This window comes from Micromonospora sp. NPDC050417, assembly GCF_044458865.1.
Lineage (GTDB): Bacteria > Actinomycetota > Actinomycetes > Mycobacteriales > Micromonosporaceae > Micromonospora_G.
Window position 1 is genome coordinate 104,849 of record NZ_JBITIH010000018.1, and the last position, 25,095, is coordinate 129,943.

Sequence of the window (25,095 nt, forward strand, 5' to 3'; positions counted from 1 at the left end):
TAGAAGCAGGCGCCGTCTTCTCGACATCCTCGTACAGAATCTTCAAGATTTTTCCCCGGGCGATGTTAGGAGGGGGCCCTTCCTATACCGAAAGCGATAACAAGGGGCCCTTCCTTACATCAGGTGGTGGGGGCGGATGGGGATGGTACGGAGGGGGCGGTTGGTGGCGGCGCGGATGGCGGCGACGACGGCGGGCGTGGACGAGATGGTCGGCGGCTCCCCCACCCCACGCAGCCCGTACGGCGCGTGCGGGTCGGCCAACTCCAGCACGTCGACCGGCATCGGGGGCGAGTCGAGGATGGTCGGGATCAGATAGTCGGTGAAGGACGGGTTACGGATCAGACCGTCCACCACCTGGATCTCCTCCATCACCGCAAGCCCCAGCCCCTGGATGGTGCCGCCGTGGATCTGCCCGAGCACCGCCTGCGGGTTGACCGCCCTGCCGACGTCCTGCGCGGCGGCGATCTCGACCACGCGTACCAGGCCGAGTTCGGTGTCCACGTCGACCGTGGCCCGGTGGGCGGCGAAGGCGTACTGCACGTGGGCGTCGCCCTGGCCGGTGTGTGGGTCGAGCGGATGGGTCGGCCGGTGCCGCCACTCGACGGTCTCGTCCAACGGCTCGTCGCCGACGACGTCGGCCAGGTCGGCGACGACCACCCCGGCCTCGGTGACGATCCGGCCGTCGTGCAGCCGTAGCTCGGCCCCGGCTGCCAGGTCGGCCCCGGCTGCCAGGTCGGCCGCGGCTACCAGGTCGGCGGCGCGGGCCAGCAGCTTCGCCCGTACCGCCTGGCAGGCGGCGCGGACCGCGCCGCCGGTCATGTACGTCTGCCGGGACGCCGACGACGACCCGGCGCTGCCGACGGAGGTGTCGGCGGTGGCGACGGTGACCCGGGGTACGCCGAGTTCGGTCCGGGCGATCTGCGCCTGCACGGTGACCAGCCCCTGGCCGACCTCGGCGGCGGCGGTGTGCACCAGCACCGCCGGCGTGCCGTTGATCAGTTCCAGTCGGACCCGGGCGGTGGCGTAGTCGTCGAAGCCCTCGGAGAAACAGACGTTCTTGATTCCGATGGCGTAGCCGACGCCCCGGACCACACCCTCGCCCCGGGTGGTGTTGGCGACCCCGCCCGGTCGTTCACGCGGGTCGGCGGCGGCCGGTGGCGGCGGCGGGCGGTCCCGGACCAGGGCGAGCAGCCGGGCCACCGGTGCCGGCCCGTCGACGAGTTGCCCGGTCGGCATGGTCGCCCCCTCGACCAGGGCGTTTCGGGTACGCAGTTCGACCGGGTCGAGACCGCACGCGGCGGCGAGGGAGTCCATCTGCGACTCGTACGCGAAGCACGCCTGGACGGCGCCGAAGCCGCGCATCGCCCCGCACGGCGGGTTGTTGGTCCACACCCCGTACGCGTCCATGGTCACGTTCGGCACCTGGTAGGGGCCGATGCCAAGGGTGGCCGCGTTCGCCACCACCGCCGGGGTGCTGGAGGTGTACGCGCCCCCGTCGAGCAGAATCCGGGCCCGGACGTAGACGAGCCGACCGTCGCGGGTGGCGCCGTGTTCGTACCGGAGGGTCGCCGGGTGTCGGTGCACGTGGCCGAAGAACGACTCCTCGCGGGAGTAGACCATCTTCACCGGCCGGCGGGTACGCAACGCCAACATGCTCGCGTGCACCTGCATGGAAAGGTCCTCGCGGGCGCCGAAGGCGCCACCGACCCCGGCCAGGTGCAGCCGTACCAGCTCCGGTGCGAGGCCCAGGGCGGCGGCAACCTGCGCCTGGTCGACGTGCAGCCACTGGGTGGCGATGTAGAGGTCGACGCCGCCGTCCTCGGCCGGCACGGCGAGCCCCGACTCCGGGCCGAGAAACGCCTGGTCCTGCATGCCGACCCGGTACTCACCGGTGACCACCACCTCGGCCGTCGCCACCGGGTCACCCCGGCGCACCGGCACGTGGCGTACCAGGTGGCCGGCGGTGAGCGCCGCCTCCGCGTCGACGACCGGGTCGAGCACCTCGTAGTCGACCACGATCCGGGCCACCGCCCGCCGGGCCGTCTCCGGGTGGTCGGCGGCGACGATGGCGATCGCCTCGCCCTGGTAACGCACCTCGTCCCAGGCCAGCACCGGCTGGTCGGCCACGTCCAGGCCGTAGCACTTCGCCCCGGGCACGTCGTCCGAGGTGAGCACGGCGTGCACCCCGGGCAACGCCAGCGCCGCGCTGAGGTCGAGGCCACGCAGCCGAGCCCGGGGGTACGGGCTGCGCAGGGTGGCGCCCCAGAGCATGTCGTCGGCCCAGAGGTCGGAGGAGAAGGCGAACTCCCCGGTCACCTTCAACCGCCCGTCCGGCCGGCGCGGGCTCTGCCCGACGCCCCCGTCGACCACGGTGGACACCGTGGGGATGTCGGTCGCTCGGCTCATGCGCGTGCCTTCCGGATCAGGGTCCGGTGCGCCCGTCGGGTACGCCGTACCAGGTCGCGTTCGTCGGCGGTACGCAGCTCACCCCGTTCGACCACCGGTGCTCCCCCGACCAGCAGCAGTTCCAGCGGGGCGGGCGGGCCGAGCACCAGCGCGGCGACCGGATCCTCGATGCCGGTGTGGCCGAGCCCGTCGAGCCGCCACAGGGCGAGGTCGGCGAGCTTGCCGGGCTCGATCGAACCGATCTCACCGGCCCGGCCGAGGCAGCGGGCACCGCCGATGGTGCCGAGCGCGAGGGCCTGCCGGGCGGTGAGCGCCGCCGGGCCGCCCCGGAGCCGGGCGGCGTAGAGCGCCTGGCGGAGTTCGGCGTCGAGCTGGTTCGTCTCCTGCGAGGCCGGCCCGTCGACCCCGAGTCCGACCGGGACACCGGCGTCGAGCAGGTCCCGGACCCGGGCGGTGCCGGCCCCGAGCCGGGCATTCGAGCTGGGACAGTGCGCCACCGACGTGCCGGTCGCGGCGAGCCGGGCCACCGCCCGGTCGTCGAGGTGGACGGCGTGCGCCAGCCAGACGTCGTCGCCGAGCCAGCCGAGCCGTTCGGCGTACTCGACCGGGGTGCAGCCGTACGTCTCGCGGCAGTAGTGCTCCTCGTCGATCGTCTCGGCGAGGTGGGTGTGGAGCCGTACCCCCCGACGCCGGGCCAGGGCGGCGGCCTCGGTCATCAGTTTCGGGCTGACCGAGAAGGGCGAGCAGGGTGCGACCGCGATCCGGAGCATGGCGTTGTCGGCCGGATCGTGAAAGCGGTCGATCGCCTCCTCGGTGGCGGCCAGCGCCGCCTCGGTCTCCTCGACGATCTCGTCCGGTGGCAGGCCACCGGCGGAACGGCCGAGGTCCATCGAGCCACGGGTGGGGTGGAACCGCAGCCCGATCTCGGCCGCCGCCGCCACCTGCGCGGCCATCAGGTCGCCCGCGCCCCGGGGATGGACGTAGAGGTGGTCGGTGCTGGTGGTGCAGCCGGAGCGGGCGAGCCAACCGAGTCCGGCGGCGGTGGTCGCGGCGACCACGTCGGCGTCCAGCCCGGCCCAGACCGGGTAGAGCGCGCGGAGCCAGCCGAAAAGTTCCTCCTCCTGGGCGAGTCCCCGGGTCGCCCACTGGTAGAGGTGGTGGTGGGTGTTGACCAGACCGGGCGTGACCAGGCATCCGGTGCCGTCGACCCGGCGTACGGGGCGGTGGTGGCGGCCGGCGTGACCGGGGCCGACGGCGACGATCCGCCCCTGGTCGACGACGACGTGTCCGTCGCGGTACTCGGTCGAGTCGGCGTCGACGGTGGCCACCGCGCAACCCTCAATGATGATCATCGTGACCGTCCGGTTCGCTGGGCGTCGACACGGGCGTGGCGGCGGCGAGCCGTACGGCCGCCATGATGTGCTCGTAACCGGTGCACCGGCACAGGTTGCCGGCCAACGCCTCCCGGATGTCCTGGTCAACCGGGGCCGGGTCGCGGGCGAGCAGGTCGTGCACCGCCACCATCAGACCCGGCGTGCAGAACCCGCACTGGACGGCGCCGGCCGCGACAAAGGCGCGCTGGACCCGGTCGAGCGTGCCGTCCGGTCCGGTCAGGCCCTCCACCGTACGCACCTCGCGATCCTGCGCCTGTCCCGCCGCGACCAGGCACGCGCAGACCGGCACACCGTCCAGATAGACCGTGCAGGATCCACATTCGCCCTGTTCACAAGCGTTCTTGGCACCGGCGAGACCGAGTCGTTCACGGAGCAGGTAGAGCAGGCTCTCGCCGGCCCAGACGTCGTCGGCGGTGCGCGGCTCACCGTTGACCCGGCAGGTGACCCTCATCGTCGCCCTCCTTCGCGATGCTCCCGCCAGGCCCAGTGCAGGGTGCGACGGGCCAGGACGGCGAGCGCGTGCCGGCGGTAGGCGGCAGTGCCGCGTACGTCGTCGATCGGGGTTGCCGCCGCCGCGACCAGGTCACCGAAACGGCGGGAGAGCGACTCCGGCAGCGCCCCGGCGTCCTCCCAGGACAGTTCGGCGGCGAGCAGTTCCTCGGCCGGTCCGGCGGTCAACGGTGTCGGCCCGGCCGAACCGATGCCGGTGCCGATCCGCCGGGCCAGCGGCTCCAGGGAGAGGGCGAACGAACAGACGGCGATCACCATCGCGTTGCGGGTGCCGACCTTCGCGAACTGCTGCGGACCCCCGGCCGGTGGCACCAGGATCGCCGCGATCAGCTCGTCGGGTGCCCGTACGCTCCGCTTCGGCCCGGTGAAGAACTCCGCCACCGGAACCCGGCGGGTGCCGCGTACGGAGCCGAGTTCGACCAGCGCGCCGCACGCGAGCAGCGGCGGGTGGGCGTCCCCGGCCGGTGAGGCGGAGCCGAGGTTGCCGCCGACGGTGCCCCGGTTGCGGATCTGCGGTGAGCCGACCGTGCGGGCGGCCAGCGCCAGGCCGGGCAGGCGGGCGCCGAGTTCGGTGATGATCCGCCGGTAGGTGACCCCGGCGCCCACCCGGATCAGGTCCCCGTCCCCACCCCACTCGGTCAGCTCCGCCACCCGCCCCAGGTCGAGCAGGGCCACCGGCCGTCGGCGGTCGAAGTTCAGCTCCACCATCACGTCGGTGCCACCGGCGATCGGCAGCGCCTCCGGATACTCCGCCTTGGCGGCCAGTGCCTCGGCCCAGTTCGCCGGCGCCAGGAACTCCATCACCCCACCCCGTCCCCGGCCCGGGTGACGGTCCCCTCGATCAGCCCGTACGGCCGGTCGGTGGCGACGAAGACCTCGCCCGGGTTCTCCAGCCCGAACGGCGCCAGGTCGACCAGCAGGTGGTGCCGGTTCGGCAGGGCGAGCCGTACCTCGGTGACCTCCGGCCGTTCGGCCAGCACCCGGTGCCCCATCGCGTAGAGGGTCTGCTGCAACGACAGGCTGTACGTCCCGACGAACGCGTCGACCAGCGCGGACCGCACCCCCGCGTACGAGCCGGCCCAGTCGACACCGGTGTCCCGGTAACGCCACCGCGCGTCGACAGCGGTGGCGAGGATCCGATCGGTGGTCTCCGGCAACGTCGTGTACGGGTCCTTGACGTAGCCGGTGAACTCCGAGTCGGTGGAGTTGAGCAGCACCAGCCCGGTCAACCCGGCCTCCACCTCGACCAGCCCGGCACCGGAGGCGGAGGCGGCGGCGGACTCGGAATCGGGGGCGACGCAGGTGGCGGTGGCGGTGCGGACCTCGCCACCGGATCGCTGGAACGAGTGCGGCCCGAGCCGGTCCCAGCCGTACTCCTCGATATGGACCCTGGCCCGGGTGATCGCCGGCTGGGCGGCGACGAAGTGCCGGGCCAGCAGCAGGGCGAAATCCTCGATCTGGTCGACGCCGTGCGAGCGGGCGAAGGCGTAGACGGTGTTCTTCTGCGAGTCGGTCGGCAGCACCTGGGCGTTGTCACCGGTCAGGTGGGTCGCGGCGAGGTCACCGGCGAGGGTCACGGTCACGTTGAGATCGCACAGATCGTGCCGGCCGCCGTGCCGGAGCACCCGGACCAGGCGTACCTCGGCCTTGCCGTACTGGTTGGCCCCGAGCACGATCGACATCGCTCAGCTCCCTCGGTAGGTGGTGTAGGCGTGCCGGCCGATCAGCAGTGGTACGTGGTACCGCTGGTCCGGGTCGGCCAACTGGAAAGCCACGGTGATCTCCGGGAAGAAGGTGTCGCCGTCGAAGTACGCCTCGACGAAGAAGACGAGCCGGTAGCCGCCGGCCTGGCAGTCGTGCAGCGGAACCCAGTCACACAGCCGTCCGTCGGCGTCGGTACGCCCCTGCGCCACCAGTGACCAGCCGCCGGAGTCGTGGCGTTCGAGGCGCACGTGTACACCGGCCGCCGGCACTCCCCGCCCGGTGTCCAGCACATGGGTGGAGACCCGCGCGAACCGTTCAGTCATGGCCCGGTCCTCCCGCCGCCCGACGCCCACCCGGGTCGACCGCACCCCACGACGGCGGCTCGGCCGGATCGACGCCGCCCGGCGACGGCGGCTCGGCCCGGTCGTCGGTGAGGAGTCGTTCCAGGCGGAGCCGGGCGATCCGCCGCAACTCCCGGTGCACCACCCGCCGTTCGGTCTCGTCGTCGTTGCGCAGCCGTTGCCGGGCGACGGCGAGCAGTTCGGTCTCGGTCCGACCACTGGCGAAGACGAGGAAGAGGTGACCGAAGCGCCGCTCGTACTCCCGGTTCGCGACCGCCAGTTCGGCCCTGGTCCGGGCGTCGGCGTCGGCCACCCCGGCCTGCTCCCGACGGGACCAGGCCGACTCCCGGTCCGCGCCGGCCGGCCGCTCCCCGATGCGCGGATGCGCGGCGAGCGCCAACGCCACGTCGTCCCAGCTCAGCGCCGCCAACGCGGCGTCCGCGACGGCGAGCAGCACACCCAGATCCGGGTACGGACGACGCTCGACCAGAGCCGACGCCCACGCCGGTACGGCGCAGCAGGCGAGCAGGTCCCGTCGCGCCCGATCGGGCGCAACGGTGTTGAAACTGTCCAAGGTGTGGCCGGAAGCGCTGATGGTCGCCACCTCCCAAGGGTTGGGAGAAGTACAACAGCCGGTCAGCGCCGGTTGAACCGGCAACGACACCCAATTCGAAACCAGTGACCCGTATCGTTTCCGTAGCTTCCTCCAAACCCGAGCCATCTCCCCGTGGCGCGACCGGAAGGAACCGCGATGCTGCTACGCGAGGCGCTGCACCGGCCACGGCTGCGGCTCACCCTGTTGACCGGGGCGGAGGCGCTGGAACGACCCGTCAGCCGGGTCTACGTGACCGACCTGCCCGACCCCCGGCGCTACCTCTCCGGCGGCGAGATCGTGCTCACCGGTCTGGTCTGGCGGCGCGACGCCAGCGACTCAGAAACCTTCGTCGCCGCCTGCGCCGAAGCGTCGGTGACCGCGATCGGCGCCGGTGACGCCGTCTTCGGCTCGGTTCCGGACGACCTGGTCGACGCGTGCCGACGGCACCGGATGCCCCTGTTCGAGGTGCCGATCGAGGTGTCGTTCCGGGACATCGTCGACGAGGTGAACCCGTCACTCTGGGCGCAGCGGGCCAGCGGGCTCGCCACCGTACTCGGACGGCACCGGGGTCTGGTGGCCGCGATGGCCGCCGGGGCCCGACTGGTCGACCTGCTCCCGCCGGCCGCCGCCGAACTGGGCGTCGACTGCTGGGTGCTGACACCGACCGGCCGCCTGGTCGCCGGCACCACCGCGCTCGGCCCCACCGACCGGGCCACCCTCGCACACGCCTTCCTCGGCGCCGGACGGCTACCGGCACACGCCACAGTGGACGAGCGTCGGGTGGTCGTCTCCGGCGTACCCGGCCGCCCCGAGCACCGGCTCGCCTCCTGGCTGCTCGCCTGCGCCGCCCCTGGGCGCGACCCGTCCGCACCCCAGGACGGCGGGCTGGCCGACGCGACCGCCGAACTGACGAGTCTGGTGGCGCTGGAACGGTCCCAGGTCGACGAGGCGCTACGGATCGAACGACGGCTCGCCGACCAGCTCGGCGCCGCCCTCACCGGGACCGAACAGGTCGACCTGCGGGGCCGGCTGCTCTCCTGCGGGCTGCCACCGGACGCGACCTTCCTGGTGCTCGCCGTCAACCTGACCGGCCTGCGTACGCCCCCGGAACTGGCCGTCGCCATCTGCGCCGAACTGGTCGAACCAGCCACCGAACGGGTCGCGGTGACCGACGCGGGACTACCCGACACCGTCCTCGCCATCCTCGCCGTCACGCCAGCGCAGGCCCCGTACGCGGTGGAGACGATCCGCGCCGGGGTGGCCGCGTACGCACCCGGGCTGGGCGGTGGACGACTCGCCGTCGGGGTGAGCGGCCCGGCGGCCGGACCAGGTGCCCTCGGCGGCGCGGTCGAGGAGGCCCGGCACGCCCTGCGTACGGCGGTCGCACGGGGTGAACGGACCAGCGTGGTCGGCGCCGACGAACTCGCCTCGCACCTGCTCCTGCTGGCCGGGGTGCCGGCCGACACCCGGCGGGCGTTCCAGCGTCGGCTGCTCGCACCGCTGCTCGCGTACGACCGGACGCACAACGCGAACCTGCTCCGTACGCTCGACTCCTTTCTCGCCTGCGGCGGATCCTGGACGCGCTGCGCCGCCCTGCTGCACCTGCACGTCAACACCTTGCGCTACCGGATCGGCCGAATCGAACAGCTCACCGGGCGGGACCTGTCCCGCTTCGAGGACCGGGTCGACTTCTTCCTCGCCCTCCGCCTCCCCCGGTAAGGAAGGGCCCCTTGTTATCGCTTTTTGTATAACAAGGGGCCCTTCCTAACCGGGGGGCGTGGCAACCGGCGAGGGCGCGGCAACTGGCGGGCGTGGCAACTGGCGAGGCCGCGTCAACCGGTGAGCGGGCGGTGGGGGGTGTGGATGCGACCGGCGGTGTGGGAGAGCGGGGCACCGTTGCCACCCCAGCGGGTGGCGACGATCTCGGCGGCGATGCTGACGGCGGTCTCCTCCGGCGTACGCGCGCCGAGGTCCAGCCCGATCGGGGAGGCGAGCCGGCGCAGTGCCGCCTCCGGCACACCTTCCTCTCGGAGCCGGGCCAGCCGGTCGTCATGGGTACGGCGGGAACCCATCGCGCCGACGTACGCCAGCGGAAGGTCCAGTGCGACCCGGAGCACCGGCACGTCGAACTTCGGATCGTGGGTCAGTACGCAGACCACCGTCCGTTCGTCCAGGTGCCCGGCGCGTGCCTCGGCGGCCAGGTAGCGGTGCGGCCAGTCGACGACCACCTCGTCCGCGTCCGGGAACCGGCGGGCGGTGGCGAAGACGGGGCGGGCGTCGCAGACGGTCACCCGGTAGCCGAGGAACGCACCGACCCGGGCCACCGCCGCGGCGAAGTCGATCGCCCCGAAAACGATCATCCGGGCCGGCGGGGCGTACGCGTTGAGCAGCAGTGTCAGCCCGCTGCCCCGGCGTTCGCCGTCCGTACCGTAGTGCAGCAGGCCGGTACGCCCGGCGGCGAGCAGTCCGCGCCCGTCGTCGCTCGCCGCGTCGTCGAGCCGCCCGGAGCCGAGTGAGCCACTGCGCCGGTCGGGCCAGAGCACCATCCGCCGGCCCACCCGTTCGGGCGGGCCCGCCACGCAGGTGAGCACCGCGACCGGGGTACGCCGGCCGATCGCCTCGGCCACCTCGGCGAGGTCGGGGAAGGTGTCCCGGTCCACCCGTTCGACGAAGACCTCGATGCTGCCGCCGCAGGTCAGGCCGACGGCGTACGCGTCGTCGTCGTGCACCCCGTAGCGCTGCGCCCGGGGCACACCGGCGGCCACCACCTCCTGGCACAGGTCGTAGACGGCGGCCTCGACGCAGCCGCCGGAAACGCTGCCGACCGCGGTGCCGTCCGGGCCGACGAGCATGGTCGCGCCGGGTTGTCGGGGGGCACTGCGCCAGGTGGCGGTGACGGTGGCCATCCCGACCGGGGCGTCCGCGTGCCACCAGCGCATCAGGTCGTCCATCACCTCACGCATGGCACCAGTGTGGCCGCTCAGTCACCGTACGCCGATCTGCTCGTCCGGTCCGCGGACGACCACGGCCGCGCGCCGCCGCCGGCCGTGGCACCGGGCTCCAGCGGCGGGCGTACGCGTGGTGCCCCCGGGAAGCGGGTCAGGTCGGTGGGGGTGTCGAGGTCGGCGTCGTCGGCGATGTCGGCGCAGTCCACCACCTGTAACTGCTGGGCGTGTTCCCGCAGGTAGGCACGGGCACCCACCTCGCCGACCGCGCCATCGGCGACCCCGGCCCAGTGGGTCCGGCCGAGCAGGACGGGGTGGCCGCGCCGGTCCTGGTAACCGGCGACGGCGAGGCTCTCCGGGGTAGCCAGGTCGACCAGGCGGTGGACCGCCTCGGCGGTGATGCCGGGCATGTCGACCAGGAGGACGAGGGCGGCCACCGCCGTGCTGTCGTGCAGGGCGGCGAGGCCGGCGCGGAGCGAGGAGCCGAGTCCGGTGGCCCAGTCGGGGTTGTCGACCGGCACCGCACCGGTGAGGTCCGCCGCGGCTCGCACGGTGGCGGCTCCGGCACCGAGCACGGCGAGTACGGGGGCACAACCGCCGTCGCGCGCGGTCGTGACGGCGCGTTCGACGAGCAGCCGCCCGTCGAGGGGGATCAGTGCCTTGGGGCCGCCGTAGCGCCGCCCGGCGCCGGCGGCGAGGACCAACGCGGCGACCGGCCCCGATGCGTGTGCCCGCTCACATCCCACGCTCAGAAGACTAGCCAGACCCTTTCAGACCTGCCCGATATTACCGTTAAGCATAATATGAGAACTATATACATCATACTTTCGGCTAGCTATTGGCTAGCTAAACAGGTTATGGTGGCTGCACTGAACGGCTCTTAGCGAAACCGAAAGAGCCGAGACCGCACGACCCACAGCAACCGCACGACCGACAGCGAAACGCTGGTACTTGTCTTGTCCGCGGACGAGGTGCAGGGAGGACCACCATGACCGCGCCAACCACCACTGAGCCGGACACCGTCACAGCCGCCGCCGTCAAGACGGCACCGAAGCTCGACCCGAACGCGCTGACCGACTCGGCCACCGACCTGCTGCTGGCGATGGCCGCGCTGCCGGCCCAGCACCCGTCGCGACCGGCGCTGCGTGACCGGGCGATCGAGGCGTGGCTACCGTTGGCCAACCACCTCGCCCACCGCTACGGCGGCCGGGGCGAACCCACCGACGACCTGGCCCAGACCGCCGCCGTCGGACTGATCAAGGCAGTCGACAAGTACGACCCGAGCCGGGGCGTGGACTTCGCCGGCTACGCCATCCCGACCATCATCGGGGAACTCAAGCGCCACTTCCGAGACCGCACCTGGGACGTACGGGTACCCCGACGACTCCAGGAACTGCGGCTCAGCATCTCCGAGGCGAACAGCAGCCTGCTCCAGACCCTCGGCCGCTCCCCGACCGTCGCCGACATCGCGGCACACCTCAAGGTCACCGAGGAAGAGGTCCTCGAAGGGCTGGAGGGCGCGCGGGCGTACAACGCCGTCTCCCTCTCCACCCCGACCGGCGACGGCGAACGCGCCACCGAACTCGGTGACATGCTCGGCGGTGACGACGCCGAGTTTGAACTCGCCGAACTCCGGGTCGCCCTCGGACCGGCGCTCGCCACCCTCGACGAGCGCGAGCAGAAGATCCTCACCCTACGGTTCTACGGCAACCTGACCCAGTCCCAGATCGCCGACCAGATCGGCGTATCCCAGATGCACGTCTCCCGACTGCTCGCCCGTGCGCTGACGAAGCTGCGCGGACAGCTCAGCGAAACCTACTGATACTTGGGGGAGGTTCCGGCGTACGTCGCCGGACGTGAGGGGCCGGGCCACCAGTGGCCCGGCCCCTCACGCTGTCACCGATCGGTCATCCGCCGGCTGCCCGATCGGTGACTCACCCGCCCGCCGGACGCCACATGGGCCAGAACGGGGTGCCGTCCGGCAGCCGGAACGGCTCCGAGGCCCGGTAACCGTGGCGGGCGTAGAGATCCCGGCTGTCGGCGCTGCTCGCGTCCAGGTACGCCGGCAGCCCCTGTTCGTCCAGAAAAGCATGCCGGTGGCGCAGCAACGCCGAACCGACGCCGTTGCCCTGACGTTCCGGACCGACAGCGAGGAAGGCGAGGTGGTGATGGGCCTCCTGCGGATGGTTCGCCTCGAACAGGTCGTCCAGCAGCCGGAACCGCTCCGTCCACTCGCCACACGCGGCGACCAGGCGCTTGTCGTAGTCGGACGGCGGCGGCAGCGGATCGCCGACCGCGGGCAGCCAGACCGCGACCGCCCGACGGTCGGCGGTGGTCTCCACCAGTCCCCACTCAAGTGCGTGCTCGACCAGGATGTGGAAGTCGTCGGAGAGAATCTGGAGCCGGCCCACCGGGTCCGGCACCAGCCACCGGCAGGCGGCGAGCGACTGGAACGCCTCCGCGATCAGCTCACCGAGCACCCGCGCGTCCGCCGTCTCGGCCCGTTCGATCACCGGGGCGGTCACCGCCGTACCTCCGAGGCGACCGGCTGGCGGACGGCGGCGCCCGGCGCGGTCAGCCCGGCCGTCACGCTCTCCGGGCCGAGCCCGATGGTCTCGTAGACCTCCGGTCTGCGGGACCGGAGCAGCAGCGCCCAGAGGACGCCGAGCACCGCGGCGACCGGATAGACCGTGGGCAGCGCCCAACGGAGTACGGAGTCGGGGGCGACGCCGAGCAGGATGGCGAAATTGTCCAGGGCGAAGAAGAGGATGGTCGCCAGAATGACCGTGGCGAGCCCCGGGGCGACCACCCGATGCCAGGCGCTCTCCCCCGCCGGGTTGCGGGCGAAGAAGGCGATCACCGCGACCGACGTGGCGGTGATCAGGAGCAGGACACCGAACCCGCCAGCGGTACCGCCCCAGTAGAAGAGCTGCACCAGGGGGTCCCAGCCGGCGATCGCGTAGACCGCGATGACGACCAGACCGAAGACGCTCTGCGCGATGGACGCCGCCCGTGGCGCTCCGGTACGGGGCGCGGTCCGGCCGAAGATCGCGGGCAGGACCCGCTCCCGGCCGAGCGCGAAGGTGTACCGCGCGGTGGTGTTGTGGAACGAGATCATCGCGGCCAGTACCGAGGTCAGGAAGAGCACCTGCCCGATGCTGACGAAACTGCCACCGAGGTTGCCGTCGGCGAGCACGAAGATGAGCCCGACCTGCTCCGTCCGGGACGCCTCGACGATCTTGTCCGGGCCGGTGGCGACCGTCATCGCCCAGGCGCTGATCGCGTAGAGCCCGGCGATGATCGCCACCGAGAGATAGGTGGCGACCGGTACGGTCCGCTTCGGGTCCTTGCTCTCCTCGCTGAACACCACCGACGACTCGAACCCGGTGAAACCCGTCGCCGCCAGCACCAGGATCGCCCCGACCCCGGGCACGAACAGGTTCCCCGGGGCGAGCGTCTCGAAGCTCATCCGCCCGCCGGCCGGGCTGAGCAGGTCGGCCAGGTCGAAGGCGACGATGATGGCGATCTCGGCGAGCAACAGCACGGCGAGCACCATGCCGTTGATGTCCACCCGCAGCACCCCGAGCCCGGCGACCACCGCCCAGGCGACCAGGGCGATCACCCACCAGCTCGGGTCGTGCAGGCCGAAGAACTGTTCGAGTACGGGGGCCGCCGCCGCGCCGACCGCACCGTAGAGCCCGACCTGGAGCGCGTTGTACGCGATCAGCGCCACCCAGGCGGCGCCGACCCCGGCCGGCCGGCCGATCCCGCGGGTCACGTACGCGTAGAACGCTCCCGCGTTGGCGGTGTGTCGGGCCATCGCGACGTAGCCGACCGAGAAGAGTGCCAGCACGGCACCGATGAGCAGGAAGGCCAGCGGGATCCCGGTCACTCCGGTCACCGCGAACCCGGTGGTGACCACGCCGGCCACCACGGTCAAGGGCGCCGCGGCCGACAGTACGAAGAAGACCACAGAAGGAATGCCGAGCCGGCCACTGGCCAGCGCGGAGGAGACGTTGCTCGGTCTGGGAGGTGCGGAGGGTGGGGCCATCAGTCTGCTCCAGGGGTGAGGAGAACCACGGTGGCCGGACCCCGCCGGCCGGACCGCGCTGGCCGGTCGGATCCGGTTAGGAAGGGCCCCTTCCTATACAGAATGCGATAACAAGGGGCCCTTCCTTACATGCGGCTGGTTAGGGGCGGCCAGCGAGGATGGCGGCGCCCACGGCCGCCTCGGTATGCCGGGCCAGCTCGCTCAGTGGCGGAGGCAGCCCGTCTATCAGTTGGTGGAGCCGTTGCTGCACCCCGGGATCGGTGCCCCAGAGAACCTCGCGCAGCAGGTTCGTCGCGGCGAGCAGGGCGAGCAGCAGCACGTCCTCCGTCGGCAGTGGCTCGGCCCGGCCGAGTGACGCCCGCAACCGGGTGACCGGCCAGGCCGCCGTGTTCATGTCCACCGGCCGGTAGATGACCGTGGTACGCAGCATGCGTCGGGTCTCCTCCCGGCGTACGGTGCCGGCTCGGGCGAGCCGTTCGCCGACCGAGTCGACCGCGCTGTTACCGAGGAACATCAGCCAGGTACGGATCGACCGGTGCCCCGGCTCGCCCACCAACTGGTCCAACACGGTGTGCGCCAGGGCGTCGTCCGGTGGTCGCCGGTCCACCACGGTCACCGTGCCCCCGCCGATCACGATCCGGCGGGCCAGCAACAGTTCGCCAAGGAGCCCGGCGGCGAGCCCCAGTCCGGTCGCGGACGCGTGCAGCCGGGGTCTGCCTTTGGCATCGTCGTGCGCAATCAGGAAGAACTCGTCCGCGAGTAGCACGAATCTCCCCTTTGTCCGGCGCGTGTGGACAGTCCACACGGGAAGGAAGTGTTATTGATCGACGCCCGGGAAAGGATGCACCGCCGCACGGATGCAATGCAACTCCCGGATTCAATCGGTTTCACGACCAGGCACCCGGCCTGCTACTCCGGCCGTGCAAGACTCGCCCGGTGACCGCCAGCCCAACCGTTCGCCGTCGCCGTATCGCCCGGGAACTCCGTCAACTGCGCGAGCGCGGCGGGATGACCCTCGACCAGGCCGCACGCCAACTGGACATGTCCAAGAGCAACCTTTCCAGGATCGAAAACGCACAGATCGGCATCAAGCCACGAGACGTCCGCGCCGCACTGGCGCTCTACCAGGTGACCGGTGAGGCTGCCGAAGCGTTGATCGAAATCGCCCGGGGCGCGCAGCAGCGCGGTTGGTGGCAGAGCTACAGCGACGTACTGCCGGACTGGTTCGAGTTCTACGTCGGGCTGGAGGCCGAGGCCGCCTCGCTGCGGACGTACGAGGCCGAGTCCGTACCGGGACTGCTCCAGACCGAGGAGTACGCCCGGGCCATCTACCTGCTCACCGCCGGCGATGCCGGAGTGGACCGCAAGGTCGACGCACGACTGAAACGCCAGGAGGTGCTGCACCGCGACCCGCCGGTCGGGCTGTCGGTGGTTCTCAACGAGGCGGTACTCCTCCGACCGGTCGGCGGCGCGATGGTGATGGGGCGCCAACTGGCCCACATGGTCAACCTCAGCGAGTTACTTAACGTAACCATCCAGGTACTTCCCTTCTCCGCTGGCGGGCACCCGGCGATGACCACCCCGTACGTCATCCTCGGCTTCGCCGAAGCCGCCGACGCGTCCGTGGTTTACCTGGAAAACCTCACGATGGGGCTGGCTCTGGAGGAAGCCGACCATGTGCTCGGGTATACCCTGCTGCACGAGAAGCTGTGCCGGATGGCGCTCACTCCGGCGGAGTCGAAGACCCGAATCCGGGAGGCTTCTCGTAACTATCTGTGATCGATCCGGTGGCTCATCGGGGGAGAGACGAGGGGTGCCAATGACGGGACTCGACCTGACTCAGGCCACGTGGCGTACGAGCCGCCGCAGCAGCGGCAACGGCAACTGCGTCGAGGTCGCCATCCTCGACGACGCGGTGGCGGTACGGGACACCAAGGACCGCCCGGGTCCGGTGCTGGTGTTCGGCACCGCCGGGTGGAACGCATTCGTCAGCCGAGCCGGGGAAGGCTCGTTCACCCCGTCCGACTGAGCGCCCCGGGCGGCCCGGTCCGCCCCGATCGACCAGCCGCACCGGCTCCAGCCGGGCGCCGGTGCGACACTGGCCCGGTGCTACCCGAGGCCACCACCTTCGACCTACCCGTCCGCCACGTGCTGCCGGCGCTGCTCGCCGCGCTCCACGACGACGGCGCGGCGGTGCTGGTCGCGCCACCGGGTACGGGTAAGACCACCCTGGTGCCGTTGGCCCTGGCCGAGACCCTCGATGGTCGGATCGTGGTCGCCCAGCCGCGCCGGATCGCCGCCCGCGCGGCGGCACGCCGGATGGCCTCACTCCTCGGCGAACAGGTCGGTGCGACGGTCGGCTACGCCGTACGCGGCGAGCGGCGGGTCGGCCCCCGGACCCGGATCGAGGTGGTCACCACCGGGCTGCTGGTGCAGCGACTCCAGCGTGACCCGGAACTGGCCGGGGTATCCGCGGTGCTGCTCGACGAGGCGCACGAGCGTCACCTCGACTCCGATCTCGCGCTCGCCTTCGCGGTCGAGGTACGCGCCACCCTCCGCCCCGAACTGTGGCTGCTGGCGATGTCGGCGACCGCCGAGGCGGAACGGTTGTCCGCCGTACTCGGCACCGCCGGGAGCCGCCCGGCACCGGTGATCGAGGCATCGTCGGCGCTGCACCCGGTCGAGGTGATCTGGGCGCCGCCGACCCGGCCGGTGGATCCGCCGCACGGGCTGCGGGTCGACCCGCGTCTGCTGGACCACGTGGCGGCGACCGTTCGCCGGGCGCTGCACGAGGCCGACGGCGACGTGCTGGTCTTCCTGCCCGGCGCGGGAGAGATCGCCGGAGTCACCAGCCGACTCTCCGGATCACGGGGCCAGGTCGACGTGCTGCCGTTGCACGGCCGCCAGTCGGGCGCGGACCAGGACGCGGCGTTGCGTCCGGGGCCCCGGCGCCGGGTGGTGCTCGCCACCACCGTCGCGGAGACCAGCCTGACCGTGCCCGGCGTACGGGTGGTGGTCGACGCCGGGCTCAGCCGGGTCGCCCGTACCGACCTGGCCCGGGGACTCGGTGCCCTGGTCACCGTCCCGGTCTCGCGGGCGGCGGCGACCCAGCGGGCCGGCCGGGCCGGGCGCGAGGCGCCTGGGCGGGTCTACCGCTGCTGGCTGGAGGCGACCCACGAGCGGTTGCCGGCGCAACCGGAACCGGAGATAGCCACCGCCGATCTGACCGCGTTCGCCCTGCAACTGGCGTGCTGGGGGCAGCCGGACGGGGCCGGGCTCACCCTGCCCGACCCACCACCGGCCGCCGCCATGCAGGTCGCCCGGGCCACCCTCACCGCGCTCGGCGCGGTGGACGAGGACGGACGGGTCACCGGGCGGGGACGGGTGATCGCCTCGGTGGGCGCCCATCCGCGCCTGGCCCGCGCACTGCTGGACGGGACCGACCTGCTCGGCGCGCAGCGGGCGGCCGAGGTGGTGGCGCTCCTCTCCGAGGATTCCGTGGTGGGGCGCGACGACGACCTGGCCGCGGTCTGGCGGCGGCTGCGCGGCGGTACGGACCCGGCCGTCACCGCCCGGTGGCGGGCCGAGGTGAAGCGGCTCCGAGACGCCGCGACCACGGGCGAGAACGGCACCACCAGCAGTGGCTCGGGTGGTGACGGGGCACGGCTCACCGACGACCTCGCCGCCGGGCTGCTGGTCGGACTCGCCTACCCGGAACGGCTGGCCCGGGTACGGCAACGCGGCGGCACCACGTACCTGATGGCGGGCGGGACCGCGGCGGACCTGGCGGCCGGCTCGCCCCTGACCGGCTCGCGCTGGCTCGCGGTCGCGGTCGCGGACCGCGCCCCCGGCCGACGTGGCGCGCAGATCCGCCTCGCCGCGGTGATCGACGAGGCGACCGCCCGGGAGGCGGGTGCGCCGACGCTGCGGCACGACCGGGAGGTGGTCTGGTCCGGTGACGACGTGCTCGCCCGGGACGTGGAGCGGCTCGGCGCGCTGGTCCTGACCGAACGTCCGTTGCTGCGACCGGATCAGGAGCAGCTCACCGCCGCCCTGCTCGACGGTTTGCGCAAGGTCGGGCTCGACCTGCTCAACTGGACCGCCGAGGCGGAGTCGACCCGGCTGCGACTGGCCTTCTGCCGGCACGCGTTCGGCGACGAGTGGCCGCTGGTGGACGACGCGGCGCTGCTCGCCGCCGCGCCACAGTGGCTCGCGCCGGAGTTGGCCGGTGCCCGTCGCCGGGCCGACCTGCATCGGGTCAACGTGGCGTCGGCGCTGCGCCGGCTGGTTCCGTGGGCGCAGGCGGCACGGTTGGACGAGTTGGCGCCCGAACGGTTGACCGTGCCGAGCGGTTCACGGATCCGGGTGGACTACACGGATCCGGCCGCACCCGTACTGGCGGTGAAGTTGCAGGAGACCTTCGGCTGGCCGGACGTGCCCCGACTGGCTGACGGTCGGGTGCCGGTGCGGTTGCACCTGCTTTCCCCGGCGGGCCGGCCGGTGGCGGTGACCAGTGACCTGACGTCGTTCTGGCAGACCGGTTATCCCCGGGTACGCAGCGAGCTGCGCGGTCGGTACCCGCGCCACCCCTGGCCGGACGATCCGCGTACGGCGAAGCCGAGCGGGCGGGTCAAGCCGCCCCGGTCCTGAACGTCCCGAACCCACGCACCCGGTCAGCGGTCCTCTTCTTCGTCGACGACGTCGGCCACCACGACGGTGATGTTGTCCGGCCCGCCGGCCCGCAGTGCCAGGTCGACCAGTCGTTTCGCGCAGGCGTCGCGGTCCGGGTAGGAGTGGAGCGCCTCGGCCAGCGAGTCGGAGCGGACGACGTTGGAGAGTCCGTCGGAGCAGAGCAGCCACCGGTCACCGGCCGCCGGGGCGCCGGTGGCGTACGCGGGATTCGCCGGTTCGCCCTGGAGCGCCTGGGTGACCACTGCCCGCCGTGGGTGGCTGCGTGCCTGCTCCGCGTCGATCACGCCCTGGTCGACCAGTAGCTGCACGAAGGTGTCGTCCCGGGTGACCTGGGTGAACGTCCCGTCGCGGAGCAGGTAGGCCCGGGAGTCGCCGATGTGGGCCAGGGCGAGACCGGTGCCGGCTGCGGAGAAGAGCAGGGCGGTGAGGGTGGTGCCCATGCCCTGCCGGGTCGGTTCGGCCTCGACCGCCGCGCGGATCCGGGCGCTTGCCTCGTCGAGCGCTCCGTGCAGCACAGCCACCAGGTCCTCGTCCCGGGTCGGCTGGTCGAGCGGGGCGATCGTCTCGATCGCGATGCGGCTGGCCAGGTCCCCGGCGGCCATGCCGCCCATGCCGTCGGCGACGGCGACGAGCCAGGAGCCGGTGTGCACGGAATCTTGGTTTCCGCTCCGGATCAGGCCACGATCGGTCACCGCCGCGGCACGCAGCTTGAGGGTCATGGCAGGCAGCCTGCCAGGCGAGGGGGCACCGTGTCTCTAGTAGATCTCCGGGAGAGAACCACAACACCGCAAATTAACCTTGCGTAGTTATCGAGTAACGGATTGGTGGGGTTTGGTCGTGGTTTCGGCCAACCGGCCCGCACACCGCGGATCGGCATCGACGGGCGTACGACGCGGGATCGCCCACTCCAACGCGGTCTCCTCCACGTGCCAGCCCCGCACCCGTACGACGCTGTACGGCACCTGCTCAAGCTCGGGGCAGAGGGTCTGCGACCACACCTGGTCGTTACGGACGAAGCGCACCAGACCCCGCCTGTCCAGCAGGGTGGTGTTGCGGTCGTCCACGGCGATCACCCGACCGATGAGGACCGTGTCCGGCCGGTCTCCCTCGGCCGCCCCGACCGGCAGGAGTTCCACCGCCACGGTTGGCAGGATCGGCGCCCGCAGGAAGATCGCCCCGAGCACGAACGGCGCGGTGAGCGCCGCCGCGATCAGCACCCAACGGGTGAGCGGCGGGGCGACCCGACGTGGGATCGGACCGGTCAGGAAAACGGCGAGCAGCAGCGGTACGCCGAGCAGCGCCACCGTGACCAGCTCATCGGCCCGCGCCGCGTCGACCACCGCCGGCATCAGCCAGAACGCCGCCAGCAACGCCGCGGAGATCGGCAGTACGACGCAGACCAGACGCACCCGGAGCCGGTCATCGGCGTACCGGCGTCGGGTGTGCAACCCCAGGATGGACAGGGTCAACATCAGCAGACTGGGGAGGAACCGGAGCTGCCAGGTGAGCAGGGCCAGGAGTACCGCCGCCATGACGACCCAGTCGGGTATCCGCACGGTGGTGCGGGCCAGCAGGGAACGTTCCGGGTCGAACCGGTCCGGGGCGCTGACCCAGAGCAGGTTGCCGAGTGCGGCCACCACCAGGACGGCGAGCGGCAGCACCCAGACCAGCGTGATGAGCAACGCGCTGAGCAGGCCGAGCGGGCTGACGTACTGGACCAGGAGCAGCATCGTGGCGAGGTCCTGCCGGCTCAGGTGCCAGAGCCGTAACACCAGCAGGAGCAACGGAAACGCCGGAACGACGGTGAGCAGCCAGTGCTGGGCCTGGCGGGCGCTCACCGGACGGTCGTCGACACCACCCGTGGCCGGGCCGCCGGCATGGCTCGTGGCCGGATCGCCGGCATCGCCTACGGCCGGGCCGCCGGCACCGTCCGCGCTCCGATCGCCGCCGTCTCCCAGGGCCACCGCCGTACCTCCACCTTCTCCACCGTCGGCTGCCGGTCGACCGCGACCTGTTGGGGCAGGTTGACCGGTTGCTCCGGACGCAGGTGCTTGTCGTACGCGTCCTCCCACCGGTGATCCTGCGGATCGTTGCGCGAGTCGAACAGCGAGAGGTTCACCAGGTCCCGCAGGGCCTCGTTGTCGCCGGTGTTGACGCCGTACTTCTCGGACGGGTCCAGTCCGATGTCGTGGTGCGCGAGCTGCTCCGGATGCTGGGCGACAAAGCCGGCCAGGATGGCCGCGTCGGTGGTGACCGCCTCCACGTCCCCCTTGAGCAGCGCGTCGACGCACTCGCTGATCCGTTTCTTGCTGACCAGCTCGACCCCGGCGCGGGCGGCGGGCGACTCGGAGGTGGCCGTGGAGAGGCTGCACACCCGCTTGCCCCGGAGATCGACCAGGGTGTCGACCGGCCCGGCGTAGTCCCGGCGGGTGATGACCGACTGCTCGGTGGTCAGGTACGGCGCGGAGAAACTGACGCCGGTGAGTTGTTCCCGTTCCTCGGTGATGCTGTACGTGGCGATGACCAGGTCGACCGTGACGAACTGTCCCTCGTCCGTACGCGCCTGCATCTTGGCCCGGTCCTCGCTCTCGATGGCGAGGAAACGTACGTCGTCGCGGCGGAAGCCGAGGTCGGCGGCGATCATCAAGGCGATGTCGATGTCGAACCCGGAGAAGGTGCCGGTGTCCCGGTCGAGCAGGGCGATGCCGGGCTGGTCGTCCTTGACGCCGATCAGCAGTTGTCGCTTGCCGATCACACCCGCGTCGCGGAGCAGGTCCTGCTCCGACGGCGGACCGGTGAGCACCACGGTGACGAGGATCGCCGCCACGGCCACCACGATGCTCAGGAGCACGGCCACCAGCCGTACGCCACGGGCCACCGACGCACGCCGGGCACCCGCATCCGCCTCGGTCACCCTGTCCCCCGATCATCATGGCCGGAACCATCCATTTTGGCCCATCGGCCGGCGCCCGGACAGCCGTCGCGCCTCGCGTCCGCTGTCGGCTAGCCGATCGTGCCACCGATGACGGCAGGGCGCGTCAACCGAAGGGGCAGCCCGATACATTCAGGACCACTGATTGACAGCCCGGAAACGGCCTGGCAACATCGCTGCTGTACTGGGAGCGCTCCCAGTCATGCTTCTCGATGCTCTTGCCGCGGGACCGGCCGAGTCGGCGTCACCGCGGGCACGCACCCCCCACCGGAAGGAAGCCCCGTGACCCGACCCCGACGCCACCGGCGGGCCGTCGCACTCCTCGCCGTGGCCGCCGTCGCCGTCAGCCTCACCGGACTGACCCCGAGCCCGGCACAGGCCGCGCCCACCGAACACATCGTCAACGGCACCTTCGACAGCGGCACCGCCCCCTGGTGGGCAACCGACAACCTCAGCCTCGCGGTGGTCGACGGCCGGCTCTGCGCCCAGGTCCCCGGCGGGCTGGCCAACCCCTGGGACGCCAGCCTCGGACACAACGGCATCCCGCTGATCGACGGCGCCGGCTACACGCTCACGCTGCGCGCCTCGACCAGCGCCGAGGTCACCGTGAAAGCCAACGTGCAGCTCAACGAGGCGCCGTACACCACAGTGCTGGCCCGGGACCTGTCGCTGCACCCCGCCAGCCAGAACCTCTCCTACGAGTTCACCGGCACCCTCGACGCCACCGACGGCACCCTCACCTTCCAACTCGGCGGCAGCGCCCAGCCGTACACCTTCTGCCTCGACGACGTCTCGTTGACCAGCGACGGCTCCACCGACCCACCGGACGACCCGGCCGGACCGGAACAGCTCGCCAACGGAGACTTCGCCAACGGCGCCGACGGCTGGTACTCGTACGGCACCACCAGCACCGGCGTACAGGACGGGCGGCTCTGCTCGGTCGTTCCCGGCGGGCTCACCAACCCCTGGGACGCCGGGGTGGGGCAGAACGACGTGCCACTGATCGCCGGGTCCACGTACACCCTCGCCTTCGACGCCTCGGCCACGCCCGGCGCCACGGTCCGCGCGGCGGTGCAGCTCGGCGCGGAACCGTACACCTCGTTCTTCGCGGCGGACCTGCCACTCGGCGCGGACCCGCAGCGCATCACCCGAACCTTCACCGCCACCGCCGACACCGAACTGGCCCAGGTCGCCTTCCAGGTCGGTGGCAACAGCACCGGTTACACCCTCTGCCTGGACAACGTCTCCCTGCGCGGCGGCGAGGAGGAACCGCCGTACGTCCCGGAGACCGGCCCCCGGGTACGGGTGAACCAGATCGGCTACCTGCCGGGCGGCCCGAAGAACGCCACCATCGTCAGCCCGGCGACCGACCCGCTGCCCTGGCAGCTCAGATCCGCCACCGGCGCGGTGGTCGCCCAGGGGCTCGCCACCCCGCGCGGAACCGACGCCGCCTCCGGGCAACGGGTCCAGAGTGTCGACTTCTCCGCCTACCGGACCGTCGGCACCGGCTACACCCTGGTCTCCGACGGCGAAACCAGCCACCCGTTCGACATCTCCGGTGACATCTACCAGCGGCTCCGCTCCGACTCGCTCCAGTTCTTCTACATCCAGCGCAGCGGCATCGCCATCGACGGCGGCCTGGTCGGCGCGGAGTACGCCCGCCCCGCCGGTCACCTCGGCGTGGCCCCGAACCGGGGCGACACCGACGTGCCCTGCCAGCCCGGCGTCTGCGACTACCGACTCGACGCCCGGGGCGGCTGGTACGACGCGGGCGACCACGGCAAGTACGTGGTCAACGGCGGCATCGCCACCTACCAGCTCCTGAACGCCTTCGAACGGACCAAGACCGCACCCACCGCCGGACTCGGCGCCGGACTCGGCGACAACACCCTGCGGGTGCCCGAGCGCGGCAACGGGGTGCCCGACATCCTCGACGAGGCCCGCTGGGAGCTGGAGTTCCTGCTCCGGATGCAGGTGCCGGCGGGCAAGCCGAAGGCCGGCATGGCCCACCACAAGCTGCACGACCAGAACTGGACCGGGCTGCCGCTCGCCCCCGAGGACGACCCGCAGTTGCGGGAACTCCACCCGCCGTCGACCGCCGCGACGCTCAACCTGGCCGCGACCGCCGCCCAGTGCGCCCGGCTCTACGCCCCGTACGACCCGGCGTTCGCCACCCGGTGCGGCACCGCCGCCCGGACCGCGTACGCGGCGGCGAAGGCCAACCCCGCCGTCTACGCCAGTCCGACGGACGGCAACGGCGGTGGGGCGTACAGCGACGGTGACGTCAGCGACGAGTTCTACTGGGCCGCCGCCGAGTTGTACCTGAGCACCGGTGAGTCGGCCTACCTGGCCGACCTGACCGCCTCACCGCACCACACCGGCAACGTCTTCGACCCGAACGGTTTCGGTTGGGGCAGCACCGCCGCCCTCGGCCGGCTCGACCTGGCGACCGTGCCGAGCGGTCTGGCGCCGCAGGAGCGGGACCGGATCCGGGCCTCGGTGGTCGGCGCCGCCGACGGTTATCTCACCACCCTCGCCGGCCAGGCGTACGGGCTGCCGATGCCGGGCGGGCCGGGCAGCTACTTCTGGGGCGCCAACAGCAACATCATCAACAACGCGGTGGTGCTCGCCACGGCGTACGACCTGACCCGGAACGCCCGTTACCGCGACGGCGCGGTGCAGGGGATGGATTACATCTTCGGCCGCAACGCGCTGAACCAGTCGTACGTGACCGGCTGGGGCGAGCAGGCGTCCCGCAACCAGCACAGCCGGCTCTTCGGCAACCAGTACGACCCGTCCTCGCCGAACCCGCCGGCCGGCTCGATCGCCGGTGGCGCCAACGCCGGCCTGGACGACCCGTTCGCGGCGAACCTGCTGGCCGGCTGCGCCCCGATGTTCTGCTACGTCGACGACATCGCCTCGTACGCGACCAACGAGGTGGCGATCAACTGGAACTCGGCGCTCGCCTGGATCGCCTCGTGGCTCGCCGACCAGGGTGCCGCCACCGCACCCCCGGCATCGAACTGCCGGGTCGGTTACGTCAACTACGGCGCCTGGCACGGTGGCGGTGGTTTCACCGCGCAGGTCACCATCACCAACACCGGCACCACGGCGATCAACGGCTGGACGGCCAGTTTCGCCTTCACCGGAGACCAGCGGCTGCGTGAGGCGTGGATGGCCCGGGTCAGCCAGTCCGGGGCGACCGTCACGGCACGGAACGAGACCTACAACGGTCGGATCGCTCCCGGCGGTACGGCCACCTTCGGCCTGAACGCCACCACCCCGACCGGTGGCGCCAACCCGGCTCCCGGCCTGTTCACGGTCAACGGGGTGGCCTGCACCTGAGCGGCGGGGCCTTCGGCGTAGGGCCCGGCCCCACCGTGGCCGACCGCCATCATCGGCGAGATGGCGGTCGGCCACCACCAAAGCAGCGAGCGGCGATCCCACCTCGCCACATCCAGCCGAGACGACGCTGAGCCGGACGACATCCAGCCGAGACGACGCTGAGCCGGACGACATCCAGCC

Annotated in this window: 21 protein-coding genes; 6 read left to right on the plus strand and 15 right to left on the minus strand. The window is 71.9% G+C overall.

What is annotated here, in order from left to right; all coding sequences use genetic code 11:
* Positions 1 to 114: 114 nt before the first annotated feature.
* The 7 genes from pucD to uraD are packed head-to-tail and all read right to left on the minus strand — an operon-like array spanning position 115 to position 6,959.
* A complete protein-coding gene (gene pucD, locus ACIBF5_RS22990; RefSeq protein WP_396814806.1) occupies positions 115 to 2,406 on the minus strand; it encodes a xanthine dehydrogenase subunit D in 2,292 nt (763 codons plus the stop codon).
* A complete protein-coding gene (locus tag ACIBF5_RS22995; protein ID WP_396814808.1) occupies positions 2,403 to 3,758 on the minus strand; it encodes an 8-oxoguanine deaminase in 1,356 nt (451 codons plus the stop codon). Before ACIBF5_RS22995 ends, pucD begins: the two co-directional genes overlap by 4 nt.
* The gene (locus ACIBF5_RS23000) at positions 3,745 to 4,251 is read right to left on the minus strand and encodes a (2Fe-2S)-binding protein (protein ID WP_396814810.1); all 507 of its coding nucleotides are present in this window, start codon (positions 4,249 to 4,251) and stop codon (positions 3,745 to 3,747) included. The genes ACIBF5_RS22995 and ACIBF5_RS23000 overlap by 14 nt, the downstream gene beginning before the upstream one ends.
* The gene (locus ACIBF5_RS23005) at positions 4,248 to 5,111 is read right to left on the minus strand and encodes an FAD binding domain-containing protein (RefSeq protein ID WP_396814812.1); all 864 of its coding nucleotides are present in this window, start codon (positions 5,109 to 5,111) and stop codon (positions 4,248 to 4,250) included. Before ACIBF5_RS23005 ends, ACIBF5_RS23000 begins: the two co-directional genes overlap by 4 nt.
* A complete protein-coding gene (gene pucL, locus ACIBF5_RS23010) occupies positions 5,111 to 5,992 on the minus strand; it encodes a factor-independent urate hydroxylase (RefSeq protein WP_396814814.1) in 882 nt (293 codons plus the stop codon). The genes ACIBF5_RS23005 and pucL overlap by 1 nt, the downstream gene beginning before the upstream one ends.
* Before the next feature lie 3 nt (positions 5,993 to 5,995).
* Positions 5,996 to 6,337: a hydroxyisourate hydrolase gene (gene uraH, locus ACIBF5_RS23015; RefSeq protein ID WP_396814816.1), complete on the minus strand. Its 342-nt coding sequence runs from the start codon at positions 6,335 to 6,337 to the stop codon at positions 5,996 to 5,998.
* Positions 6,330 to 6,959: a 2-oxo-4-hydroxy-4-carboxy-5-ureidoimidazoline decarboxylase gene (uraD, locus tag ACIBF5_RS23020; RefSeq protein ID WP_396814818.1), complete on the minus strand. Its 630-nt coding sequence runs from the start codon at positions 6,957 to 6,959 to the stop codon at positions 6,330 to 6,332. Before uraD ends, uraH begins: the two co-directional genes overlap by 8 nt.
* Positions 6,960 to 7,106: 147 nt before the next feature.
* Here uraD and ACIBF5_RS23025 point away from each other — a divergent pair, with 147 nt between their 5' ends.
* Entirely contained in the window at positions 7,107 to 8,669 is a 1,563-nt protein-coding gene (locus ACIBF5_RS23025; RefSeq protein WP_396814820.1) for a PucR family transcriptional regulator, read from the plus strand.
* 113 nt (positions 8,670 to 8,782) lie between these two features.
* Here ACIBF5_RS23025 and ACIBF5_RS23030 read toward each other — a convergent pair whose 3' ends face one another.
* Both ACIBF5_RS23030 and ACIBF5_RS23035 read right to left on the minus strand, forming a co-directional pair.
* Entirely contained in the window at positions 8,783 to 9,913 is a 1,131-nt protein-coding gene (locus tag ACIBF5_RS23030) for an XdhC family protein (protein ID WP_396814822.1), read from the minus strand.
* 17 nt (positions 9,914 to 9,930) lie between these two features.
* Positions 9,931 to 10,641: an NTP transferase domain-containing protein gene (locus tag ACIBF5_RS23035; RefSeq protein ID WP_396814824.1), complete on the minus strand. Its 711-nt coding sequence runs from the start codon at positions 10,639 to 10,641 to the stop codon at positions 9,931 to 9,933.
* A gap of 242 nt (positions 10,642 to 10,883) precedes the next feature.
* On the opposite strand from ACIBF5_RS23035, the gene ACIBF5_RS23040 reads away from it, so the two are divergent.
* Positions 10,884 to 11,717, plus strand: a complete 834-nt coding sequence (locus tag ACIBF5_RS23040; RefSeq protein WP_396814826.1) for a SigB/SigF/SigG family RNA polymerase sigma factor — start codon at positions 10,884 to 10,886, stop codon at positions 11,715 to 11,717.
* A gap of 112 nt (positions 11,718 to 11,829) precedes the next feature.
* On the opposite strand, the gene ACIBF5_RS23045 is transcribed toward ACIBF5_RS23040, so the two are convergent.
* From ACIBF5_RS23045 to ACIBF5_RS23055, 3 genes are all read right to left on the minus strand, one after another.
* On the minus strand, positions 11,830 to 12,420 hold the full coding sequence (locus ACIBF5_RS23045; RefSeq protein ID WP_396814828.1) for a GNAT family N-acetyltransferase: 591 nt from the start codon (positions 12,418 to 12,420) through the stop codon (positions 11,830 to 11,832).
* Positions 12,417 to 13,946 carry an APC family permease gene (locus tag ACIBF5_RS23050; protein WP_396814830.1) on the minus strand — a complete coding sequence of 510 codons (1,530 nt, stop codon included), beginning with the start codon at positions 13,944 to 13,946 and terminating at the stop codon, positions 12,417 to 12,419. Before ACIBF5_RS23050 ends, ACIBF5_RS23045 begins: the two co-directional genes overlap by 4 nt.
* Positions 13,947 to 14,085: 139 nt before the next feature.
* Positions 14,086 to 14,712 (minus strand): GPP34 family phosphoprotein, encoded by a 627-nt coding sequence (locus ACIBF5_RS23055; RefSeq protein ID WP_396814832.1) that lies wholly within the window; start codon positions 14,710 to 14,712, stop codon positions 14,086 to 14,088.
* A 170-nt stretch (positions 14,713 to 14,882) separates the two neighbouring features.
* Between ACIBF5_RS23055 and ACIBF5_RS23060 the strand changes: the two genes are divergently transcribed.
* From ACIBF5_RS23060 to hrpB, 3 genes are all read left to right on the plus strand, one after another.
* Entirely contained in the window at positions 14,883 to 15,725 is an 843-nt protein-coding gene (locus ACIBF5_RS23060) for a helix-turn-helix domain-containing protein (RefSeq protein WP_396814834.1), read from the plus strand.
* Between the two features lie 40 nt (positions 15,726 to 15,765).
* The gene (locus ACIBF5_RS23065; protein WP_396814836.1) at positions 15,766 to 15,975 is read left to right on the plus strand and encodes a DUF397 domain-containing protein; all 210 of its coding nucleotides are present in this window, start codon (positions 15,766 to 15,768) and stop codon (positions 15,973 to 15,975) included.
* 77 nt (positions 15,976 to 16,052) lie between these two features.
* A complete protein-coding gene (gene hrpB / locus ACIBF5_RS23070) occupies positions 16,053 to 18,596 on the plus strand; it encodes an ATP-dependent helicase HrpB (protein ID WP_396814838.1) in 2,544 nt (847 codons plus the stop codon).
* A 23-nt stretch (positions 18,597 to 18,619) separates the two neighbouring features.
* Here hrpB and ACIBF5_RS23075 read toward each other — a convergent pair whose 3' ends face one another.
* From ACIBF5_RS23075 to ACIBF5_RS23085, 3 genes are all read right to left on the minus strand, one after another.
* Positions 18,620 to 19,357, minus strand: a complete 738-nt coding sequence (locus ACIBF5_RS23075) for a PP2C family protein-serine/threonine phosphatase (RefSeq protein ID WP_396814840.1) — start codon at positions 19,355 to 19,357, stop codon at positions 18,620 to 18,622.
* Positions 19,358 to 19,444: 87 nt separating this feature from the next.
* A complete protein-coding gene (locus ACIBF5_RS23080; protein ID WP_396814842.1) occupies positions 19,445 to 20,476 on the minus strand; it encodes a hypothetical protein in 1,032 nt (343 codons plus the stop codon).
* 68 nt (positions 20,477 to 20,544) lie between these two features.
* Positions 20,545 to 21,552 carry a transporter substrate-binding domain-containing protein gene (locus ACIBF5_RS23085; protein ID WP_396814844.1) on the minus strand — a complete coding sequence of 336 codons (1,008 nt, stop codon included), beginning with the start codon at positions 21,550 to 21,552 and terminating at the stop codon, positions 20,545 to 20,547.
* Between the two features lie 300 nt (positions 21,553 to 21,852).
* Between ACIBF5_RS23085 and ACIBF5_RS23090 the strand changes: the two genes are divergently transcribed.
* Positions 21,853 to 24,915, plus strand: a complete 3,063-nt coding sequence (locus ACIBF5_RS23090; protein ID WP_396814846.1) for a glycoside hydrolase family 9 protein — start codon at positions 21,853 to 21,855, stop codon at positions 24,913 to 24,915.
* Positions 24,916 to 25,095 lie beyond the last annotated feature (180 nt).

Bases quoted from the DNA above. Each gene is read 5' to 3' on its own strand.
- ACIBF5_RS23000 (WP_396814810.1), bottom strand. From the start codon at position 4,251: ATGAGGGTCACCTGCCGGGTCAACGGTGAGCCGCGCACCGCCGACGAC.
- ACIBF5_RS23050 (WP_396814830.1), bottom strand. From the start codon at position 13,946: ATGGCCCCACCCTCCGCACCTCCCAGACCGAGCAACGTCTCCTCCGCG.
- pucD (WP_396814806.1), bottom strand. From the start codon at position 2,406: ATGAGCCGAGCGACCGACATCCCCACGGTGTCCACCGTGGTCGACGGG.
- uraH (WP_396814816.1), bottom strand. From the start codon at position 6,337: ATGACTGAACGGTTCGCGCGGGTCTCCACCCATGTGCTGGACACCGGG.
- ACIBF5_RS23030 (WP_396814822.1), bottom strand. From the start codon at position 9,913: ATGCGTGAGGTGATGGACGACCTGATGCGCTGGTGGCACGCGGACGCC.
- ACIBF5_RS23025 (WP_396814820.1), top strand. From the start codon at position 7,107: ATGCTGCTACGCGAGGCGCTGCACCGGCCACGGCTGCGGCTCACCCTG.
- pucL (WP_396814814.1), bottom strand. From the start codon at position 5,992: ATGTCGATCGTGCTCGGGGCCAACCAGTACGGCAAGGCCGAGGTACGC.
- ACIBF5_RS23005 (WP_396814812.1), bottom strand. From the start codon at position 5,111: ATGGAGTTCCTGGCGCCGGCGAACTGGGCCGAGGCACTGGCCGCCAAG.
- ACIBF5_RS23065 (WP_396814836.1), top strand. From the start codon at position 15,766: ATGACGGGACTCGACCTGACTCAGGCCACGTGGCGTACGAGCCGCCGC.
- ACIBF5_RS22995 (WP_396814808.1), bottom strand. From the start codon at position 3,758: ATGATCATCATTGAGGGTTGCGCGGTGGCCACCGTCGACGCCGACTCG.
- ACIBF5_RS23075 (WP_396814840.1), bottom strand. From the start codon at position 19,357: ATGACCCTCAAGCTGCGTGCCGCGGCGGTGACCGATCGTGGCCTGATC.
- ACIBF5_RS23040 (WP_396814826.1), top strand. From the start codon at position 10,884: ATGACCGCGCCAACCACCACTGAGCCGGACACCGTCACAGCCGCCGCC.